The 21442-nt window shown below is 70.3% G+C and carries 16 protein-coding genes; 4 read left to right on the plus strand and 12 right to left on the minus strand.

Annotated elements, in window-relative coordinates; translation table 11 throughout:
• Nucleotides 1–99: 99 nt before the first annotated feature.
• The gene (locus PS467_RS35395; protein ID WP_311038634.1) at nt 100–759 is read left to right on the plus strand and encodes a YceI family protein; all 660 of its coding nucleotides are present in this window, start codon (nt 100–102) and stop codon (nt 757–759) included.
• Nucleotides 760–788: 29 nt separating this feature from the next.
• On the opposite strand, the gene PS467_RS35400 is transcribed toward PS467_RS35395, so the two are convergent.
• From PS467_RS35400 to PS467_RS35415, 4 genes are all read right to left on the minus strand, one after another.
• Nucleotides 789–2165, minus strand: a complete 1377-nt coding sequence (locus PS467_RS35400; RefSeq protein ID WP_311038635.1) for a class-II fumarase/aspartase family protein — start codon at nt 2163–2165, stop codon at nt 789–791.
• A gap of 8 nt (nt 2166–2173) precedes the next feature.
• Complete coding sequence (locus tag PS467_RS35405; protein WP_311038636.1) at nt 2174–3586, minus strand: cation:dicarboxylate symporter family transporter; 1413 nt, start codon at nt 3584–3586, stop codon at nt 2174–2176.
• Between the two features lie 104 nt (nt 3587–3690).
• On the minus strand, nt 3691–4416 hold the full coding sequence (locus PS467_RS35410) for a GntR family transcriptional regulator (RefSeq protein ID WP_311038637.1): 726 nt from the start codon (nt 4414–4416) through the stop codon (nt 3691–3693).
• Nucleotides 4417–4510: 94 nt separating this feature from the next.
• Nucleotides 4511–5908, minus strand: a complete 1398-nt coding sequence (locus PS467_RS35415; protein ID WP_311038638.1) for an FAD/NAD(P)-binding protein — start codon at nt 5906–5908, stop codon at nt 4511–4513.
• Nucleotides 5909–6083: 175 nt separating this feature from the next.
• Here PS467_RS35415 and PS467_RS35420 point away from each other — a divergent pair, with 175 nt between their 5' ends.
• Together PS467_RS35420 and PS467_RS35425 are read left to right on the plus strand one after the other, a co-directional pair.
• On the plus strand, nt 6084–7358 hold the full coding sequence (locus PS467_RS35420; RefSeq protein WP_311038639.1) for a glucarate dehydratase family protein: 1275 nt from the start codon (nt 6084–6086) through the stop codon (nt 7356–7358).
• 320 nt (nt 7359–7678) lie between these two features.
• Nucleotides 7679–9481, plus strand: coding sequence for a glycoside hydrolase family 9 protein (locus tag PS467_RS35425; RefSeq protein WP_311040059.1), 1803 nt, complete (start codon nt 7679–7681; stop codon nt 9479–9481).
• An 87-nt stretch (nt 9482–9568) separates the two neighbouring features.
• Here the strand turns inward: PS467_RS35425 and argG are convergent, their stop codons facing one another.
• The 8 genes from argG to PS467_RS35465 form a co-directional block, all read right to left on the minus strand.
• Nucleotides 9569–11017 (minus strand): argininosuccinate synthase, encoded by a 1449-nt coding sequence (gene argG, locus PS467_RS35430; RefSeq protein ID WP_268975780.1) that lies wholly within the window; start codon nt 11015–11017, stop codon nt 9569–9571.
• 105 nt (nt 11018–11122) lie between these two features.
• A complete protein-coding gene (locus PS467_RS35435) occupies nt 11123–13312 on the minus strand; it encodes a discoidin domain-containing protein (RefSeq protein ID WP_311038640.1) in 2190 nt (729 codons plus the stop codon).
• Nucleotides 13313–13365: 53 nt separating this feature from the next.
• A complete protein-coding gene (locus PS467_RS35440) occupies nt 13366–14964 on the minus strand; it encodes a glycoside hydrolase family 13 protein (RefSeq protein ID WP_311038641.1) in 1599 nt (532 codons plus the stop codon).
• Nucleotides 14965–14994: 30 nt separating this feature from the next.
• Nucleotides 14995–15870: a carbohydrate ABC transporter permease gene (locus PS467_RS35445; RefSeq protein WP_268975783.1), complete on the minus strand. Its 876-nt coding sequence runs from the start codon at nt 15868–15870 to the stop codon at nt 14995–14997.
• Nucleotides 15867–16823, minus strand: coding sequence for a carbohydrate ABC transporter permease (locus PS467_RS35450; RefSeq protein WP_311038642.1), 957 nt, complete (start codon nt 16821–16823; stop codon nt 15867–15869). The genes PS467_RS35445 and PS467_RS35450 overlap by 4 nt, the downstream gene beginning before the upstream one ends.
• 4 nt (nt 16824–16827) lie before the next feature.
• Complete coding sequence (locus tag PS467_RS35455; protein WP_311038643.1) at nt 16828–18171, minus strand: ABC transporter substrate-binding protein; 1344 nt, start codon at nt 18169–18171, stop codon at nt 16828–16830.
• 190 nt (nt 18172–18361) lie between these two features.
• A complete protein-coding gene (locus PS467_RS35460) occupies nt 18362–19363 on the minus strand; it encodes a LacI family DNA-binding transcriptional regulator (RefSeq protein WP_311038644.1) in 1002 nt (333 codons plus the stop codon).
• A 90-nt stretch (nt 19364–19453) separates the two neighbouring features.
• Nucleotides 19454–19873 (minus strand): hypothetical protein, encoded by a 420-nt coding sequence (locus tag PS467_RS35465; protein ID WP_311038645.1) that lies wholly within the window; start codon nt 19871–19873, stop codon nt 19454–19456.
• Between the two features lie 487 nt (nt 19874–20360).
• Between PS467_RS35465 and PS467_RS35470 the strand changes: the two genes are divergently transcribed.
• Nucleotides 20361–21413, plus strand: a complete 1053-nt coding sequence (locus PS467_RS35470) for an ABC transporter substrate-binding protein (protein WP_311038646.1) — start codon at nt 20361–20363, stop codon at nt 21411–21413.
• Nucleotides 21414–21442: the final 29 nt, after the last annotated feature.

Consider the following 21442-nt stretch of genomic DNA (forward strand, 5'->3'; position numbering starts at 1 on the left):
CACGGACCGTGCCCGAGAGGCCACTTATCGAAGGTCCTTGCGAATCGACCTTGATCAAGGGTTGCGTCACCCCCTACGGCCAAAGTAACAACGGGTGGCATGAACTTGTTCAGCCGTACCTCCCGCCGCACGGGCGCCGGCGCCGCACCGGTGATACCTTCTGCCCGTGCGGCGTCCGGCCGCGCCGTTTCGCCCGATCCCGGCCTCGAGGCGCTCACCGGCGAGTGGATCGTCGACCCGGCACACAGCCGGATCGGGTTCTCCGTCCGGCATGCCATGGTGACCACAGTGCGTGGCGCCTTCACCGAGTTCGAGAGCCGCCTGTACTTCGACGGCCGCGACCCGCGCCGCTCCCGGGCCGAGGTCCTGCTCTCCACCGCCAGTGTCGACACCGGTGTCGAGCAGCGCGACGACCACTTGATGGGCCGCGACTTCCTGGACGCGAGAACCTACCCGCACATCCGGTTCCTGAGCACCGATGTGCACCTCGCGGGTCCGGACCTCTACCGCATGGCCGGGGATCTCACGATCCGGGACGTCACTCGCCCCGTCGTCCTGGAGCTCACCTATATCGGACATGTCACGGACCCCTTCGGCTACCAGCGGGTGGGCTTCGACGGCACCACCACCATCAACCGTTCCGAATGGGGCCTGACCTACAGCGCCAAGCTGGCGGAGGGCGGCGCCCTGGTGAGCGAGAAGGTCCGCCTCCAGTTCGACATCGCCGCCATTCGCACGGCCCCCGACCCCGGCTTCTGAGGAGCCCCCGCCGGGGGAGGGCGCCACCGTCAGCGAGGCGTGCGGCCGCCGCCCTCGCGGTCCAGGGCGCGGACCACATCGAGGGTCATCGTGGTCGCGCTGCCCAGGTAGCGGGCGGGGTCGCACAGTTCCCCGATCCGCTCGGCGCCGATCTGGTCCATCAGCGTGGCGTGCGCGCGCAGTTCGGCCTCCAGTGTGGTGCCGGTCTCGATGGCGGTGCGGCAGGCCTCGTAGACCACGTCGTGGGCCTGCTGACGGCCCAGAACGGGCGCGATGTCCATCATCACGGCTTCGGCGACGATGAGCCCGCCGGTGAGGTGGGTGTTCCGGCGCATCCGGGCCACGTTCACCTCCAGACCGGAGAGCATGAACTCGGCCTGGTGGAGCGAGCTGGACAGGAGCAGGAAGGCTTCGGGCACCGCGGCCCACTCCAGGTGCCAGGGGCCGGTGGCGCGTTCGAAGTCCTGCATCATCGCGTCCAGCACGGTCGAGGACTTCTCGCGCAGCAGCTTGGCGGCGGCGAACATCAGCTCGCTGGAGATGGGGTTGCGCTTCTGCGGCATGGTCGAGCTGGCCCCGCGTCCGGGGACGAACGGCTCCGCCAGCTCCCCGAACTCCGAGGAGCACATCATCATCACATCCCAGGCGATCTTGCCCAGGGAGCCGCCGATCGCGGCGAACAGTGTGACGAGCTCCACGAGCCCGTCCCGTGCCACATGCCAGGTGATCGCGGGGTCCCGCAGCCCCAGCTCGGCCGCCAGCACGGCACGCGTCCGAAGGCCCTCCGGCCCTGTGCCGAGCGAGGCCAGGGTTCCGGCGGCGCCGCCGAACTGCACCATCAGGGCGCGTCCGCGGGCCTGCTCCAGCCGCTCGGCGTGCCGGTCCAGGGCGGAGAGCCACACGGCGCAGCGGTAGCCGAAGGTGACGGGGAGGGCGTGCTGGAGATGGGTGCGCCCGGCGGTGACGGTCTCGGCATGCTCCTCCGCGAGCCGCTGCAGCGCCCGGCGCACCCGGTCGAGCTGGTCCTGGAGCAGGGCGACGCCGTCCTTGCACTGGAGCATCACCGCGGTGTCCATGATGTCCTGGGTGGTGGCACCCCAGTGCAGATAGCGGCCCGCGTCACCGCACTGGTCCGCCACCTGCCGGACGACGGGCAGGACCGGATAGCCGACGATCTCCGTCTCGGTGCGCAGCCGCTCCAGGTCGAGACCGTCCAGACCGGCCTTGGCGGTGATGTCCTCGGCGGCCTCGACGGGGATGATGCCGACCTCGGCCTGGGAACGGGCGAGAGCGGTCTCGGTGTCGATGACGCGCTGGACGTAGGCGGTGTCGCTGAAGATCTCGCGCATGGCCGGGGTGCCGAACATGTCGCGGAACAACAGGGAGTCGAAGACGGTACTGCTCATGTGCTGGTTCACTTCCCGGTGGTGGGGCTGGTAGGAGCGGGTTCGGACAGGGCGACGCCGTCCGGCCGGGAGGCCGTCCGCGGCGCGGCGGGCGCGTCATCGGGTTCGGGCTGGGCGAGGAACGCGGCGGGATCGGCCAGGGCGCGCCGCACCGTGTCGACGTCCATCTCCTTGCACCACTTGGCCAGGACGAAGGTGGCGACCACATTGCCGAAGGTGTTGCAGAACGCGGTGGCCATCGACATGAAGCGGTACACCCCGAAGAGCACGGCGGCGCCCTCGACGGGGAGGTTCCCGGTCGCCGCCACGGTGGAGGCGAAGACCACGAAGGTCCCGCCGGACACGGTGGCCGCGCCCTTGGACGTCAGCAGCATGATCAACAGCAGCCCGAGCTGTTCGGGGATGCCCATCGGGATCCCGTAGGCGTTGGCCACGAACAGGGTGCAGATGGACATGTAGAGGGAGGTGCCGTCGAGGTTGAACGCATAGCCGGTGGGGACGACCAGGCCCACGGTCTGCTTCGAGCACCCGACCCTGGTGAGCTTCTTCAGCAGTCCGGGCAGGGCGGCCTCGGAGGAGGCCGTGCCCAGGACGAGTGTCATCTCCACGCGTACGTAGCGCAGGATGCGCCAGACGCTGAACCCCGCGAGCAGGCAGACCAGCCCCAGCACGCCGAACACGAAGACGGCGACGACCAGCCAGTACTCCAGGACGAGCTCGGTCAGGGCCAGGAGCATCTTGCTGCCGCTGGTGCCCACCGAGTAGGCGATGGCACCGAAGGCGCCGATCGGGGCGAGCTTCATGACGACGTTGACGAAGCCGAAGAACGCCTCCGAGACGACCTCCAGACCGGCGTTGATCCGGTCCTGCATCCGCGGCTTGAGGGACAGCACACCGATACCGAACAGCACGGCCACCACGACGACCTGGAGCAGCTGGCCGGAGGAGAAGGCACCGACGAAGTTGTCGGGGACGATGTCCCGCAGGAAGGCGGTGACCCCGTGCTCGCCCTGGTCGGCCGAGGGCGCCTGGGCCGCCTCGGCGCCCGGGGCGAGCGCCCCCGCCCCCTTGCCCACCCCGAACAGGTTCGCGGCCGCCAGGCCGAGCAGCAGGGCGAGGGTGGAGACGGCCTCGAAGTAGATCAGCGCCAGGAAGCCGATGCGGCTGGCCTTCTTCAGGTCGCCGGCGGAGGCGATGCCCATGACGACGGTGAAGAAGACCAGGGGCGCGACCCCCGCCTTGATCAAGGCCAGGAACAGGTCCCCGAGGATCTTCAGGTCCGCCGCGAAACCGGGGAAGGCGAAGCCGACCGCGATACCGAGGACCATCGCGATGACGACCTGTGCCATGAGCCCCCGGTACCAGCGGTGGCGAGCCGGTGGGGGCGAGGTGGCGTCCAGTAGCTGCTCCTGAGACCTCATGCGGGCACATCCTTGTCTAGACATGAGTGTCTAGACAAGAATGCTCGCAGAAACAGGTGTGTCAAGAGGTGTTCACATGGCGGGCGGCCGGCGGCCGCCGGTCGTCACTTGCGCTGGAGAACCGTCTCGTAGACGAAGCGGTCACCGGCGTGGGTGCTCACCGCGACCTCGAACAGCGCGCCCGAGGCGTCGTAGTAACGGCGTACGAACTCCAGCCCCGGGCTGCCCGGTTCCACCCCGAGGTGTGCCGCCGCCTCCGCGGGCACCCCCACCGCCCGGACCCGCTGGACCACCCGCTCCACGGCCCGGCCGGTACGGGCCTCGATCAGATCGGCGATCAGCTGGGGGCTGCCCTCCAGATCGCCCGCGACCGCCTTGGCGTCCCCCGGCCCCAGATACACCCGGGCCCAGGAGACGACCTCACCGGCCCGGCCGGGGTCCCGCCGGGTGGAGGTGACACACACCTGCCGGGACCCCTCGGCCAGGTCGGTGACCGTGGCGAGGGCGGCGTCCACCGTCACGGGTTCGACCGACAGGATGCCGCGCACGGCCGATTCGCCGTACTGGGTCAGGTCCTCGACGCTGCCCAGCTGGGCGGTGAACTCGGCCACCGGCGCCGAGCGTTCCACCCGGGTGCCGGTCCCCGGGTGCCGGGAGATCAGACCGGCCACGTCCAGACGCTGCAACGCCCGCCGCAGCGTTTCCCGGGAGACGCCGTACTCGGCCGCCAGCTCGGGCTCGGTGGGCAGCAACTCCCCGACCGGCCACCGCCCGGCGGCGATCTTCCGCATGAGATCGCCGGCGATCACCACATACCGCGGCTCCCGCACGACGCATCTCCTCGGCTGCTCAGGTCCTGGCCATCGAAAATCCTAGAGCACCGCCGATCGGGGCCGGGCAGCCGGCACCTGCCCCCGCGAGGTCTCATGCCCGCGTGCCTGACGCCGCCACCGGGGCGCCGGCCAGCGTGTCCAGCACGGCGGTGGCCACCTCGGCGGCCTGGGCCCGGATCTCCGGAATCGCGGTGCTCTCCCACAACTCCCCGCGCCGGGTGGCACCCAGCGTCCACAGCGGTGCGTCCGGCCCGTCGGCCGGTCTGACCCGCCCGTCGGGGTGGGTCCGCAGGCCGAGACCGAGCGGCCCGGGTGCGGCCAGACCCGCCGCGAACAACTCCCTGAGCAGGGGGTCCGCCGTGCGGCGGGCATCGGTCTGCGGGCCCGTGCAGTTGACGACCGCGCCGACGGTCAGGGTCCGTCCGTCGGCGAGACCGATCCGCAGCCCGCCCGTGGTGGCGGCCGCCTCGGCCACCCTTCCGGCCCGTACCGACAGCCGCCCCTCGGCCAGACACCTCGCCAGCCGGTCCGCGGTGGCGGGTGCCATGCGGTGCCGGTGCACCTCCCACCGGCGGGCCTCCTCGCCGACGAACCTGGCCCGGTCCGACTCCGGCAGCCGCTGCCACAGGGCGGCGGTCAGCGGTCGCAGCCCGTCGATGGCCGGACGCCAGTCCCCGTGGCCGCGCCGGGTCCGGGCCACATGCCGCAGGACCGCGCGGCGCAGGGCGTCCAGACCGGTGCACCCGGTGAGACCGTCAGCGGGTGTCACGGGGGCGGCGGGGGCGGGGGCGTGGCCCTGGGGGAGCAGGCCCGAGCGGGACACGGCGTGGACGGTGCGGCCGGACCGGGCGAGGGTCATGGCGATGTCCACCATGGTCAGCCCGGTGCCCACCAGCAGGACATCCCGCTCGTCGGGGACGTGGTCGAGCGCCCCTGGGGCCCAGGGGTTGGCGACGAAGGCGTCGGAGTCCCGCAGCGCGGGCGGTGCCCAGGCGACGGACGGCGGGTGGCTCCCGGTGGCCAGGACCATGGCGTCGACGGTGAGTTCGCGGCCGCCGGCCGTCCGCAGCGTCAGCCGCCCGCCCGTGCGGACGGCCCCGGCCACCCGGTCCCGCACCCTGACCACCGTCCCCGGTCCGGTGGCGACCCGCTGTTGGAGATGGTCGGCGAGATAGCTGCCGTAGAGGTGGCGCGGGGCGAATCCGCCGGGCGCCATCCGGCTGTCGGCGCGGCCGCTCAGCCAGCGGACGAAGTCGTCCGGGTCGTCGGCCGTGGCGCTCATCCGGGCGGCCGGCACATTCAGCAGATGGCGGTGGTCGGTTGTGGCGTAGGCCGGGCCGCGGCCGGTCGTGGCCGCCGGGTCGATGAGTGTGATCTCCAGTGGCCGGCCACGCCGGGTGGCCACCTCCAGCAGGCGGGCGGTGATGAGGGTGCCGGCCGCTCCGGCACCGGCGACCGCGACGCGACAGTGCGCCTCTCCACGGGTCATGGGCGAGCCCCCGCTCGTTACTAGACTTTCCCTATCGGAGTACTAGGGAAAATACCCCACCCGGCGGACCGTGACGATGGACGGCACAAGACGAGGAAGAACGCGGCGATGAGGGCGAACTCCTTGGGTAGAGTTCATACACCTGCCATTTGTTCAGCTACATGAATGGACGTCGATGTTTGACGGAGCGCCCCTGCGCATCACGGATGTCACCATCACCCCTGTCGCCTTCCGCGACCCGGCCCTGCTCAACTCCGTCGGCGTCCACGAGCCCTTCGCGCTCCGCTCGATCGTGCAGATCCACACCGACGCGGGGCTGACCGGCCTCGGTGAGACCTACGCGGACGAGCTCCACCTGGAGCGCCTGACGGCCGTCGGGCACGAGATCGTCGGGCTGGACGCCTTCGCCACCGAGGAGCTGCACCAGCGCGTCAAGCGGGTCATCGACCGGGTGGGCGGCTCCGGGGGCTCCGGGCTCACCGGCATGATCACCACCAGCAGCACCGTCGACCGCGTCGCCTCCCCGTTCGAGGTCGCGCTCCTGGACCTCCAGGGCAAGGCCGTCGGGCGCCCCGTCTGCGATCTGCTCGGCGGCGCCGTGCGCTCCAAGGTCCCGTTCAGCGCGTACCTCTTCTACAAGTGGGCGGCCCACCCCGGCCAGGAGCCGGACTCCTGGGGCGAGGCCCTCGACCCCGACGCCCTCGTGGCCCAGGCCCGGCGGATGGTGGACGAGTACGGCTTCACCGCGATCAAGCTGAAGGGCGGCGTCAGGCCCCCGGAGGAGGAGATCGAGGCCATCCGGGTGCTGCGCCGCGCCTTCCCCGGCCATCCGCTGCGCCTGGACCCCAACGCCGTCTGGACGACCGGGACGTCGGTGAAGGTGGGGCGCGCGCTCGAAGGGGTGCTGGAGTACCTGGAGGACCCCACCCCCGGGATCGACGGCATGGCCGCGGTCGCCCGCGAGGTCCCCATGCCGCTGGCCACCAACATGTGCGTGGTCGCCTTCGACGAGCTGGCCCCCGCGGTCGCCGCCGACGCCGTCCAGATCGTCCTCTCCGACCACCACTACTGGGGCGGACTGCGCCGTTCCAAGCTGCTCTCCGGCATCTGCGAGACCTTCGGCATGGGCCTGTCCATGCATTCGAACTCGCATCTGGGGATCAGCCTGGCCGCGATGACCCACCTGGCCGCGGCCACTCCGAACCTCACCTACGCCTGCGACACCCACTGGCCCTGGAAGACCGAGGACGTGATCGTGGACGGCGCGCTGAGGTTCGTGGACGGCGCGATGCCCGTGCCGAGCGCCCCCGGACTCGGGGTGGAGCTCGACCCCGATGCCCTGGCGCGCCTGCATGAGCAGTACCTCCACTGCGGACAGCGCAACCGCGACGACACCGGGTACATGCGGCGCTTCGACCCGTCCTTCCGGGCGGACCTCGCCCGCTGGTGACCCGCGCCGGGCCCGCCTCCTGGAGCACCTCTCTTCTCGAATACCTCGATCGAGGTAGGCCGACGTCGGTCACCTGCTGTATCCGGATTTCGGCTAAGCGTACGAAGTCCCAGGCCAGGACGTTTCCATAGCCTCTGGAGGACGGAAAAGACGCCGAAACCCTCGGAAGTGCTGAAGTCGTGTCTCACGCCGCTCCTCCCGTACGTCCTGCCCCCGACCGGACCGGACCGACCGATCGGGCCGGCCGCCGTCGCCGGCGCACGCTGGCCGCCGCGGTCACCGCGGCCATCGCGGCCGGTGCCCTGTCCGCACCCGCGGCGATGGCCGTGGGCCACCCCGCACGGCACGGCGCCGGGACGGCCGCCCCGAAGGCCGACACCGGCTCTCCGGTGCGGGTGAACCAGGTCGGCTACCTGACCTACGGACCCAAGAAGGGCACCGTCGTCACCTCCGCCACCAAGCCCCTGACGTGGACGCTGCGGGCCGCCGACGGCACCGAGCGGGCGCACGGGACCACCACCCCCGCCGGGATCGACCCCAGCTCCCGGCAAAACGTCCAGACCTTCGACTTCTCGGCGGTCACCGAGGCGGGCAAGGGGTACACCGTCACCATCGACGGGAAGAAGAGCGAGCCGTTCACCATCGGTGACCACCTCTACGGCTCGCTGCGCGGCGACGCGCTGGCGTACTTCTACCACAACCGCAGCGGCATCAAGATCGACGCGGACCTGGTGGGGCGCGAGTACGCCCGTCCCGCGGGCCACGACAAGGCGGCCCCGCACCGTGGCGACACCGACGTCCCGTGCGTCAAGGGCGTGTGCGACTACCGCCGGAACGTCTCCGGTGGCTGGTACGACGCCGGTGACCAGGGCAAGTACGTTGTCAACGGCGGTATCTCGGTGGCCCAGCTGATGTCCGCCTACGAGCGCACCCGCACCGCCAAGGGCGCCGACGCCGCGCCGCTGGGCGACGGCCGGCTCCGGGTGCCCGAGCGTGGCAACGGCGTCCCGGACATCCTGGACGAGGCCCGCTGGGAGATGGAGTTCCTGCTGCGCATGCAGGTGCCCCAGGGCAAGCCGCTCGCCGGTATGGCGTTCCACAAGGTGCACGACCGGCACTGGACCGGGTTCCCGACCCGGCCGGACCAGGACACGCAACAGCGTGAGCTGCACAAGCCGTCCACCGCGGCCACGCTCAACCTCGCGGCCGCCGCCGCGCAGAGCGCCCGCCTCTTCAAGCCGTACGACCCGGACTTCGCGGCCCGCTGCCTGCACGCGGCCCGGACCGCCTGGGCCGCGGCCACGGCACACCCGAAGATCTTCGCCAGCGACAAGGACTCCACCGGCGGCGGGGCCTACGGTGACCGGAACGTCGGCGACGAGTTCTACTGGGCCGCGGCCGAGCTGTTCATCACCACCGGTGATCACGGCTACGCCAAGGCGGTGCTGGACTCGCCGCTGCACCGGGACCTCGACGCGCTCTTCCCGCGCGGCGGCGGTATGTCCTGGTCGTCCACCGCGGGCCTCGGAGAACTCGACCTGGCCACCGTCCCCAACAAGCTCACCGCCAAGCAGCGCGCGCAGGTGCGCGCGATGGTGACGAAGGCCGCCGACCGCTACGCCGCGGACTCCGCCAAGTCGGCCTACGGCGTTCCGTACGCGCCGAAGGACGGCAAGTACGAGTGGGGCTCCAACAGCCAGGTGCTGAACAACATGGTCGTGCTCGCCACCGCACACGATCTGACGGGCAAGGACCGCTATCTCGACGCGGTGCTCCGCGGCCTGGACTACGTGCTGGGTGAGAACCCGCTCAACCAGTCCTACGTCACTGGCTACGGCGAACGGAACTCGCACAACCAGCACCACCGCTTCTGGGCGCACCAGCGTGACCACCGGCTGCCGCATCCGGCCCCCGGTTCGCTGGCGGGTGGCCCGAACTCCGGACTCCAGGACCCGGTGGCGAAGAAGAAGCTGAAGGGCTGTGCCCCGGCGATGTGCTACACCGACGACCTGATGGCGTTCTCCACCAACGAGATCACCATCAACTGGAACGCGCCGCTGGCCTGGATCGCCTCGTACGTCGACGATCTCGGCAACGGCGCGGCGGCGCGGCCCGCGAGCTGACCCGTCCCGGCCCGTGCCCGGTCATGACGGCGGCGCGGCGCCCCCCGCTCGGGGAGGCGCCGCGCCGCGTGGCACGAGGGGGGGGTGTCAGTCCGCGCCGAACTCCATCGCGGCGCTGTCGAGCAGCTGGTCCTGTCCGGACACCTTCCCGTCCGAGGCGATCGCCTCCGAGGCGCCCTGGGGCATCGCGCCGATCAGCCCGGTCGAGGCCGCCTGCGCGGCGCCGATCAGCGCCGGGTGCGCGTTGCCGACCATGCCGAGCCCGGCGTACTGCTCGAGCTTGGCGCGCGAGTCGGCGATGTCCAGGTTGCGCATGGTCAGCTGGCCGATCCGGTCCACCGGCCCGAAGGCGGAGTCCTCGGTCCGCTCCATCGAGAGCTTGTCCGGGTGGTAGCTGAACGCCGGTCCGGAGGTGTCCAGGATGGAGTAGTCCTCACCGCGCCGCAGCCGCAGCGTCACCTCGCCGGTGATCGCGGCACCGACCCAGCGCTGCAGCGACTCGCGCACCATCAGCGCCTGCGGGTCCAGCCAGCGGCCCTCGTACATCAGCCGGCCGAGCCGCCGGCCCTCGGTGTGGTAGGTGGCGAGGGTGTCCTCGTTGTGGATCGCGTTGACCAGCCGCTCGTACGCGGCGTGCAGCAGCGCCATGCCCGGTGCCTCGTAGATGCCCCGGCTCTTGGCCTCGATGACGCGGTTCTCGATCTGGTCCGACATGCCCATGCCGTGCCGGCCGCCGATGGCGTTGGCCTCCAGCACCAGATCGACGGCGGAGGCGAACTCCTTGCCGTTGATCGTCACCGGCCGGCCCTGCTCGAAGCCGATGGTGACGTCCTCGGCCGCTATCTCGACCGCCGGGTCCCAGAACCGCACGCCCATGATCGGCTCGACGATCTCGATGCCGGTGTCGAGGTGCTCCAGTGACTTGGCCTCGTGGGTGGCGCCCCAGATGTTGGCGTCGGTGGAGTACGCCTTCTCGGTGCTGTCCCGGTAGGGCAGGTCGTGGGCGAGCAGCCACTCCGACATCTCCTTGCGGCCGCCGAGCTCGCTCACGAAATCGGCGTCCAGCCACGGCTTGTAGATCCGCAGGGAGGGGTTGGCCAGCAGGCCGTAGCGGTAGAACCGCTCGATGTCATTGCCCTTGAAGGTGGAGCCGTCGCCCCAGATCTGCACGTCGTCCTCGAGCATGGCGCGGACCAGCAGGGTGCCGGTGACCGCCCGCCCGAGCGGGGTGGTGTTGAAGTAGCTGCGGCCACCGGAGCGGATGTGGAACGCCCCGCAGGCCAGGGCCGCGAGCCCTTCCTCCACCAGGGCCGCCCGGCAGTCGACCAGGCGGGCGACCTCCGCGCCGTACGTCGTGGCGCGCCCGGGGACCGAGGCGATGTCGGGCTCGTCGTACTGGCCGATGTCGGCGGTGTAGGTGCAGGGCACCGCGCCCTTGTCGCGCATCCACGCGACCGCTACCGAGGTGTCGAGGCCGCCGGAGAAGGCGATCCCGACGCGTTCGCCGACGGGGAGGGAGGTGAGAACTTTGGACACAGCAGGATTATGCAGTGTCACGCATGATCATGCAAGGCCCCTGGTGACACCCGTGGCCGGCGCCCGTCGGTGGCCGGGGTGACGGGCGCCGGCGCGGGGCGGCGGTCACGCGCCGAGATAGGCCTCCACCTCGCTGATCTGAGCCGCCGGCCAGCCCGTGTTACCGGTGACGTTGAGCTTCAGATAGCGCACATTGGTGTTGGCGGGCAGATCGACGGTGACCGTGTTGCCGGTCGCCGGGTCGAAGCGGTAGCCCTTAGAGCCGACCACCGTCGCGTACGACGAGGCCGAGCCGTCGGTGCTGCCCAGCACGGACAGGGTCTGGGTGCGGGCGCCCCACGCGGACGAGGGCGGCAGCTTCAGCACCACCCGGCGGACGGCCTGGGTGGAGCCGAGGTCCACGGTCAGGGCCTGCGGGAAGGCGTTGTTGGCGGACTCCCAGTAGGTGCCCGCGTCGCCGTCCACCGCCTTGCCGGGGGTGTAGACGTCCGTGGAGCCGGTCGCGGTGGCCGGACGGCCCTTGGCCAGGTTGCGGCCCGGGTCGGGCTCCGGGCTGCCCTTGCCGGGCTCGGGCCAGCTGGAGCAGTCCGACCAGGAGCTGCTCCAGCCGTCGTTGCCGCCCCCGTCGGTGACCTCGAAGGTGCCCGAGCCGGTCGGGAAGGGGCAGTTGTAGACGCCCGCCACGCCCACGCTGGAGGCCGTGACATCGCTGAACTTCGCCGCCCCCGGCGCCTCGGCCTGCACCACGACCGTTCCGGGGTTGGTCACGGTCGCGCCGGACACGGTGACGTTCTTGACCGCGTTGCCTTTCCCGCCGCCGGAGACGAACTCGAAGGCGCTGTACGGGCTGTCCTTGACGGTGGTGTTGGTGATGTTGACGGTGGCGTCGATCGCGCTGTCGTAGGAGTCGACGCGCAGGGCGCCCATCGGGTGGTTCCAGTTGGGGTTCATGGCGCCCGTGCGGACCAGCGTGTTGCCGTCGACCGTGATCGTGCCGGCCAGCGGGTGGAAGGGGTCCGCGAACTTCTGGTTGGAGATGGCGATACCGCTGCCCAGGGCGTTGGTGTCGGAGATCAGGTTGTTCTTGACCGTGATGTCCGTACCGCCGTAGATCGCGATGCCGTTGGCGAGGTTCGGCTGCGAGATGGTGTTGTTCTCGAAGCTGCTGTCGGTGTCCGGCGAGTTCAGCGACCACATGGCGAGTGAGTCGTCGCCCTGGTTGCGCAGGAAGTTGTTCCGGACCGTCACGTTCTTGGCGGTGCCGTTGAGGTTGAGGCCGTCGGCGGTGGTGTCCAGGATGCGGTTGTCCTCCACCACGAGGTTGTCGTTGTTGCCCATCAGCCACAGACCGACCTTCACGTGCTGGATCCACATGCCCGACACGCTGGAGTTTGGACCGAGCGAACCGTTGACGAAGTTGTCCGGGTTGGAGTCGACACGCTCGGTGACCTCGCCGATGACCGCGAAGTCCTTGATGTGGACCTTGCCCGAGGAGCTGCTCTGGTCGATGAACCGCGAGGTGTGCACGACGGAGTGCCAGCTGCCGGCGCCCTGGAGGGTGACGTTCTGGACGCCGTTCAGGGAGGAGGTCAGCTTGTAGTCACCCGGCGGGATCCAGACCACTCCGCCCTGGGCGGCGGCGATGGCGTCCCGGAACGCCTGCGTGGAGTCGCCCTGTCCGGTGGGGTCGGCGCCCTTGGCGGTGACCGACACCGACCCGGCCGGCTGGCTCGCGGCCGCGTCGACCTGCTCGAAGTCGGCCACATCCACGGTGACCTGGGTGTTCGCCGCCTCGAAGGCGATCTTGTCACCGGCCTTGACGTTCTGGCCGAGCAGCAGCCGGGCGTTGTCGTAGAAGTGGTGGGTCTTCGACCCCACGATCCAGCTGGTGTCCACGTACGAGTACTTGGAGGTGACCGTGAGGCTCTTGGCGAGCTTGGTGCCGTTGACATAGACGTCGAGCGATCCCGACTGGCCGTCCGGAACGCTGTAGGCGACGTTCACCGCGTTGGCGTCGCGGGGCGCGGTGAACTCGACGCGCTGACCGGCGGCGAGGCGGACGGCCTGGCGGCCGGATGCCTCGGAGGCCGGCGTGCCCTGGGTGAAGTCCGGGCCGATCTTCGTGCCCGTGGTGGTGGCCGACTCGGCCTCGACCGAGGTGAGGGGGAGCGAGGCCCCCGCCGCCGCGTGCGCGGCGGTGGGGGTCAGGGTGACCAGCATGCCGGCCGCCAGGGCGACGGTCGCCCCGATGGCCGACAAGCGCCTGGCGGATGCCGATGAGGTGGTGCGGTGCATGTGCTGATCCCTTCATCGTGGGGGGTGGGATAGCGGGGTGGGGTGGTGACGGCTCAGCGGAGCAGCCAGGCCGCCGTGTCCCGCGGCAGACGGCCCTGGTCGTCCAGCGGGCCGCTGGTGAGCAGGGTGCGGGAGTGGTCGTCCAGCACGGTGGGGGTGTCGGCCAGGTTGACCACGCAGACCAGGCCGTCCGTACGGGCGAAGGCGAGGACCCCGTCGGGCGCGGGGAGCCAGGTCAGCGGTCCGTCGCCGAAACCGGGGGTGTCACGGCGGATGCGGATCGCCTCGCGGTAGAGGGTGAGCATCGACTCCGGGTCCCGTTCCTGGAGGTCGGCCGCGTACGCCGCCCAGTGCGCGGGCTGCGGCAGCCACGGCTCCCGGTCGGAGCCGAAACCGGCGTACGGCTCGTGCGCCGCCCACGGCAGCGGCACCCGGCAGCCGTCCCGGCCCGGGTCGGTGCCGCCGGAGCGGAAGTGCATCGGGTCCTGGATGCGGTCACGGGGGATGTCGGCCTCGGGCAGGCCCAGTTCCTCCCCCTGGTAGACGTAGACGGCGCCGGGCAGGGCCAGCGCCAGCAGGGCGGCGGCCCGTGCCCGCCGGGTGCCGAGGGCGAGGTCGGTGGGGGTGCCGAAGACCTTGGTGGCGAAGTCGAAACCGGTGTCCTCGCGGCCGTAGCGGGTCACCGTGCGGGTCACATCGTGGTTGCACAGCACCCAGGTGGCCGGCGCGCCCACGGGAGCGTGTTCGGCGAGCGTCTCGTCGATCGAGGTGCGCAGCCGCCCGGCATCCCAGGGGCAGGCCAGGAAGGAGAAGTTGAACGCGGTGTGCAGCTCGTCGGAGCGCAGATAGCGGGCGAAGCGCTCGGCGTCGGGCAGCCACACCTCGCCGACGAAGACCCCGCCGTACTCGTCGGCCACCCTGCGCCAGGAGCGGTAGACGTCGTGCAGTTCATCGCGGTCGACGTACGGATGCGGATCGCGGCCCTCGACGAAGTCGGGCAGCCGGGGATCCTTGACCAGGAGGGCGGCCGAGTCGATGCGGACGCCCGCGACCCCCCGCTCGAACCAGAAGCGCAGGATGTCCTCGTGTTCCTGGCGCACCGCCGGGTGGGCCCAGTTGAGGTCGGGCTGCTCGGGGGCGAACAGGTGCAGATACCAGTCGCCGCCGGGCAGCCGGGTCCACGCCGGGCCGCCGAACTCCGACGTCCAGTCGTTGGGCGGCAGCTCACCGTGGTCCCCGCGGCCCGGACGGAAGTGGAACAGCTCGCGCTCGGGCCCGCCGGCGAGCGCGGCCCGCCACCACGGGTGCTGGTCGGAGACGTGGTTCGGCACCACGTCGACGATGGTGCGGATGCCCAGCTCCCGGGCCTCGGCGATGAGCTTCTCCGCCTCGGCCAGGGTGCCGAAGGCCGGGTCGATGGCGCGGTAGTCGGCGACGTCGTAGCCGCCGTCCTTCATGGGGGACTGGTACCAGGGGCTGAACCACAGCGCGTCGACGCCGAGTTCGGCGAGGTACGGCAGCCTGGCGCGGACGCCCGCCAGGTCGCCGGTGCCATCGCCGTCCCCGTCGGCGAAGCTGCGCACATACACCTGGTAGATGACGGCGGAGCGCCACCAGTCGTGGGGTGTCCGGGCAGGAGTGGGCTGGGCCACGGTGGGTGCCTTTCTGTCGAGGGGGCGGTGTCAGCCCTTCGTGCTGCCCGCGCTGATCCCGGCGATGATGTGCCGCTGGAAGACGAGGAACAGCGCGACCATCGGGATGCTGGCGATGACCATCGCGGCGATGAGCACGGTCAGCTGGATGTTCTGCGACAGCTGGACGAGTGCCACGCTGATCGGCTGCTTGCCGGTGTCGGAGAAGACCATCAGCGGCCACAGGAAGTCCTGCCACACGGCGACCAGCGCGAAGATCGACACGACCCCGAGCACCGGACGCGACATGGGCAGCACGATCGACCACAGGGTGCGCAGCTTTCCGGCGCCGTCGATCTCGGCGGCCTCCAGGACATCGCGCGGCAGCTGGTCGAAGAACCGCTTGAGGAGATAGAGGTTGAAGGCGTTGGCGACGGCCGGCAGCCAGATCGCCAGCGGATCGTTGAGCAGGCTGGTGTGGATCAGCGGCAGGTCGGCGACGGTCAGGTACTTCGGTACGACCAGCGCCTGGGCCGGGACCATCAGCGTGGCCAGGATGCCGCCGAGGATCACCTTGCCGAAGGCGGGCTTCAGCTTGGACAGGGCGTATGCGGCGGCCGTGCAGAAGACCAGCTGGAACACCCAGGCGCCGGCCGCCTGGACCACCGTGTTCCACAGGTGCCGCGGCAGCTCCATCAGCTCCCAGGCGTCCTTGTAGCCGCTGAGGTGCCACTGTTCGGGCACCAGGGTGGGCGGGGTCTGCGCCACCTCGTCCGGCGACTTCATCGCACCGGACACCATCCAGTAGACGGGGAAGAGGAAGGCGAGTGCGAACAGCACCACCACGGCGCCGAAGACCGTCCAGTAGACGGCCCGGCCGCGCGGGCGGGCCAGGGCGGTGGGGGAGACGAGGGTCCGGGTGCTCATGCGTCCTCCTCCCCGGAGCGGGTCAGCCGCAGATAGAGGGCGGAGAAGGCGCCGAGCAGCACCAGCAGCATCACGCTCAGCGCACAGGCGCCACCGAAGTCGTTGTACAGGAAGGCGTACTTGTAGATCAGGTAGAGGACGGTGACCGTGGAGTTCTCCGGACCGCCACCAGTGATCACGAAGGGTTCGGTGAAGACCTGCATCGTCGCGATGATCTGGAGCAGCATCAGCATCAGGATGACGAACCGCGTCTGCGGGATGGTGACGTGCCGGATGCGTTGCAGCAGGCCCGCGCCGTCCAGTTCGGCCGCCTCGTACAGCTCACCGGGGATGGATTGCAGCGCCGCCAGATAGATCAGGACCGTGCCGCCCATATTGGCCCAGGTGGCGACGATGACGAGGGACACCAGGGCGGTGTCGGCGCCGTTGGACCAGTTGGAGGTGGGCAGATGGAGGAAGCGGAGCGCCTCGTTGGCCAGCCCGGCGCCCGGGTCGTAGAACCACTTCCACAGCAGGGCGCTGACCACCGGCGGAATCATCACCGGCAGATAGACCACGACCCGGAAGAACGCCTTGGCGTGCCGGAGTTCATTGAGGACCAGGGCCAGCAGGAACGGGATCGCGAAGCCGATGAGGAGGGCGAGGGCGGTGAAGGTGAGGGTGTTCCGCCAGGCCGCGGTGAACTCCGGATCGTGCCAGACGCGGGTGAAGTTGGCGGTGCCCACCCACTCGGGGGATGAGCCGGGGGTGTACTTCTGGAAGGCGATCACGACCGCGCGGATCGCCGGGTACCAGGAGAACAGCGCGAAGCAGATGAGGCCGCCGAGGAGGAAGCCGTAGGCGCGGGCCTGGTCGGCCAGCCGGCGCCGCTTCCGGCCCCCTGCCGGGGGCGGCGCCTGCACCGGGCGTACGGCGATCGCCTCGGCGGGCGGCCGCGCAGCGGTCTTGGTCATGGGGTCAGCCCCTGGCCAGAATGTTGTCGATCTTGTCGGAGGCGTCATCCAGGAGCTTGTCGATGTCGGCGTCCTTCTTGGTCAGGACGGCGGAGACGGCCCCGTCGAGCACGGAGTAGATCTGCTGGGCGTGCGGCGGCTCGATCTTCATCTCCAGCTTCCGGTTGCCGTCGAGGAAGCTCTGGTAGTTGGCGACCGGGACGTTGGCGTTGGCCTTCTTGACCTGCTGGTCCTTGGCGTCGGCGGTGCCGGTGAACAGCCGCGGCTCGGGCAGGCCGACGGGGGCGTCGTTCTTCTTGGCGCGGGCGTAGTCGCCGAGGAAACCCTTGCCGGGGGTGAGGAACATGTGGTCGAGCCACTTCAGGCCGGCCCGGATCTGGGCGGGCGAGTCCTTCTTGTTGAACATGTAGCCGTCGCCGCCGAGGAGCGTGCCCTTGCCACCGGGCATGGGCGCGATGGCGAGGTTCTTGTAGCTGCCGCCGTTCTGCTTCACCAGGATCGGGAGGTTGTCGGGCGCGGCGAGGTACATGCCGAGCTTGCCGGAGCCCATCATCTGCTGGGCGTCATTGATGATGAGCAGCTGCTTGCTGCCCATCGAGTCGTCCGACCAGCGCATGTCGTGCAGGTTCCGCAGGACGGCGTGCGCCTCGGGGGTGTCGATGGTGGCCTTCTTGCCGTCGGGGCTGACGACGTTCCCGCCCTGTGAGTACAGCTCCGCGGTGAAGTGCCAGCCGCCCTGGTTCTGCGCGCTGTAGTCCGCGTAGCCGACCGTGCCACCGCCCAGCGCGGCGATCTTCTTGGCGGCGGCGCGGACCTCCTTCCAGGTCGTCGGCGGCTTGTCCGGGTCGAGGCCGGCCTTCTCGAAGAGCCGGCGGTTGTAGATCAGGCCCATCGAGTAGCCGGTGCGCGGGATGCCGTAGACCTTGCCGTCGACGGTGTAGATGTCGCGCAGCTGCTTCTGGAGGGTGTGGTAGCTCTTCAGTTCCTTGAGGTACGGGGTGAGATCGGCCGCCTGGTTGATGTCGACGACGTGCTGGGCGTCGGTGAAGTACGTGTAGAAGACGTCCTCCATCTGACCGCCGGCGAGCTTGGCGTCGAACGTCTTCGGGTCCTGGCAGGGGAACGCGTCATGGGTGACGACGTCGATGTCCGGGTTCTGCTTCTCGAAGGAGGCGACGTCCTCCTCGAAGAACCTGCGGTCGACCTTGGCGCTCTTGGGCGGCATGCAGTTGACCGTGATGCGTGTCTTCCCGTTCGCCGAGTCCCCGCCTGACCCGCCGCACGCGGTGAGGGCGAGGGAACAGACACTGAGCGCGATGAGGCTACGGCGGAACCCGGTGCTTCTCATTGGTGGACCCCTCTGGACATGAGCAGGGAAGCCCCACGGCCGTGAGCGGGCGCACACAGCGGTGAGTGCGCCGCAACTCAAGCACCGTCACCATCCGACCGCAAGATGTTGCGCAGAGATTGTAATTATTCAACTCCACTGCGAATTAAGCCGATCGTCTGTCGGTCGGTCCTGTCGGGATGTCTCGCTCTCACTCCCGCGGAGCCTGTGCGGTGGAGCCGCGGACCACCAGCTCCGGCTCGAACAACAGCTCCTCGGCCGGTACGGGCACGCCGCCGATCTGCGCGTGCAGCAGTTCCACCGCCGCCCTGCCCATGGCCTCGATGGGCTGGCGGACGGTGGTGAGCGGCGGCTCGGTGCAGTTCATGAGCGCGGAGTCGTCGTAGCCGACCACCGAAATCCGCGACGGCACGTCCAGCCCCTTGCGGCGCGCCGCTCGTATCGCCCCCAGGGCCAATGGGTCGCTGGCGCAGATGATGCCGGTGACTCCCCGGTCGATCAGCCGGGACGCCGCGGCGTGGCCGCCCTCGATCGAGAAGATCGCGCGGGCCACGAAGTCGTCCGGCAGATCGCCCGCGATCGCCCGTGCGGCGGCCAGTTTGCGCGCCGACGGCATGTGGTCGGCGGGCCCGAGCACGAGCCCGATCCGCTCGTGGCCGAGGGAGGCCAGATGCCGCCACGACTGTTCCACGGCCACCGCGTCGTCGCACGAGACGTTCGGGAAACCGAGGTGCGCGATGGCCGCGTTGAGCAGCACCACCGGGATGTTGCGCTGGGCGAGCAGCCGGTAGTGCTCATGCGGCGCGTCGGCCTGCGCGTACAGCCCCCCGCCGGCGAACACCACCCCGGAGACCTGCTGTTGCAGCAGCAGGGACACGTAATCGGCCTCGGAGACCCCGCCCTTGGTCTGTGTGCACAGCACCGGAGTCAGTCCGAGCTGCGCCAGTGCCCCGCCGATGACCTCGGCGAACGCCGGGAAGATGGGGTTCTGCAACTCGGGCAGGACCAGCCCCACCAGCCGGGCGCGGTCGCCCCGCAGCTGTGTGGGCCGCTCGTAGCCGAGGACGTCCAGCGCGGACAGGACCGCCTGCCGGGTGGCATCGGAGACCCCGGGCTTGTCGTTGAGCACCCGGCTGACCGTGGCCTCGCTGACACCCACCTTTTTCGCCACTTCAGCAAGTCGTCGCGTCATACACGCAAGCGTAGCGCAAAGAATTGCAAGTAGCTTGCGTATCGGGTCGAGGCGGGGGCCCGGTCCGGGTGGCCGCCGGGACGGCCGGACTCAGGCGCCGAGCCGGCCACCCGTCAGTCGCGCCAGCGGGCGGCGACGCCGAGCGGCGCGCTGCCGAAGGATCACCACGGTGGCGCCCGCGGCGGCGGCCCCCGCACCGGTGACCACGGCCAGGATCTTCCGCGCCTTGATCGTCATCCAGGCCGTACCAGCCGCCGCGGCCGCCTTCTCGGGCGCCTGAGCCGCCACGCCACGACCGGTGGCCACGGCCTTCCCGGCGGCCACCTGGGCCTTGTCGGCGGCGACGTGAGCGGTCTGCGCCGCGCCCGCCACCGTGTTCTTCGCCGTGGTTCCGGCCTCGCTCGCGGTGTCCTTGGCCTTCTCCGCCGTCTTCTTGGCCTTGGTGGCGGTGGACTTCGCGGTCGCGTTGGCGTTCCGGACGGTGGTGTGTGCGTTCTTCTTCTCAGCCATGTTCTCCGCGTTACCACTCGACCCCACAGCAAACCCGCGGTACCTCGTCGCGGCCCGGGTTCCGGCGGGCCGTGATACGTGCCACTTCGCCCCCTCAGCGGTGCGGCATTCGCCCCATACGGGATGCGATCGCGCCGAGCGCGCCGTAGCGGCCACCGGCCGCCGCGCGCTACCGTCTCGGGAAAACGACGGCGTGACGGAAGCCCGGTGAGAACCCGGCACGGTCGCGCCACTGTGTGTCCGGCGAAGGCCCCGTACGCGGATCGCCGCCGGACGAGTCAGACCCGCCGCCGTCGTATGAGCACCAACGACAGGGACGCGTGTTTCCCCAGGAGGTTCCGCCATGGCCCAGTTCCGCTCCGGCGAGGGCGGCCACGCCCGGCCGCGTGCCGACCGCCATCTGCCCGGCCGCTTGGGCCGCTGACCCGGTCTCATCCCGTATCGGCCGCTTCGGGCCGTATGAGCCCTACCCCGCAGAGGAACCCCTGTGCCTTCCGTACGCCCTGCCCGTCTCACCGCCGTCCTCGTGGCCGGCGGTCTGCTGCTGGCCACCGGCTGTGGTGGCGGCCCGTCACCTGCTGGATCGTCATCGTCATCGAGGAACGCCGCCGGATACCCGCGCACGCTGGACAACTGCGGCCAGAAGGTGCGCGTCACCGCCCCGCCGCAGCGGGCGGTGTCGCTGAACCAGGGATCGACGGAGATCCTGCTCTCCCTCGGCCTCGCCGACCGGATGGCCGGCACCGCCACCTGGACCGACCCGGTGCTGAAGGACCTGCGGAAAGCCGACGCCACGGTGGAGCGGCTCGCCGACAACATGCCCTCCTTCGAGAAGGTGCTGGACCAGGAGCCGGACTTCGTGTCCGCGTCGTTCGAGTCCACGCTGGGCAAGGGCGGCGTGGCCACCCGCTCGCAGTTCGACACGCTCGGCGTGCCCACCTACGTCTCCCCGGCCGACTGCGCGAAGGACAACAGCGGCGACGGAGACGGAGCGCGCGCCACCCGGCTGACCATGGACGACATCTACGGCGAGATCCGGGACCTGGCGACGGTCTTCGGCGTGGCCGAGCGGGGCGAGAAGCTCATCGGCGAGCTCACGGCCCGGGTGACGTCCGCGACCCGGAACGTGGATGCCTCCGGTGCCACCCTGCTCTACTGGTTCGCCAACTCCGAATCCCCGTACCTGGCGGGGTGCTGCGGCGCGCCGGGCATCATCACCGACGCCGTCGGCGCGCAGAACGCCTTCGGCGACACCCACCAGGAATGGCCCCAGATCAACTGGGAGACGGTCGCCGACCGCAACCCCGATGTCCTGGTGCTCGGCGATCTGACCCGCAAACAGCAATCGGCCGAGACCGCCGCGAAGAAGATCCGGTTCCTGGAGTCCCACCCGGCGACCCGGTCGATGGACGCGGTCCGGCACAAGCGGTATGTGCTGCTCAGCGGGCAGGCCATGAATCCGTCGATCCGTACGGTCGAGGGCATCGAGAAGGTGGCCGCCGCGCTGCACACGTTCGGCCTCGACCGGGGAGACCGGTGAACTCGGTGAGACCGGTGAACCCGGTGAGG

Origin of the sequence: Streptomyces luomodiensis, from assembly GCF_031679605.1 — a bacterium.
GTDB lineage: Bacteria > Actinomycetota > Actinomycetes > Streptomycetales > Streptomycetaceae > Streptomyces > Streptomyces luomodiensis.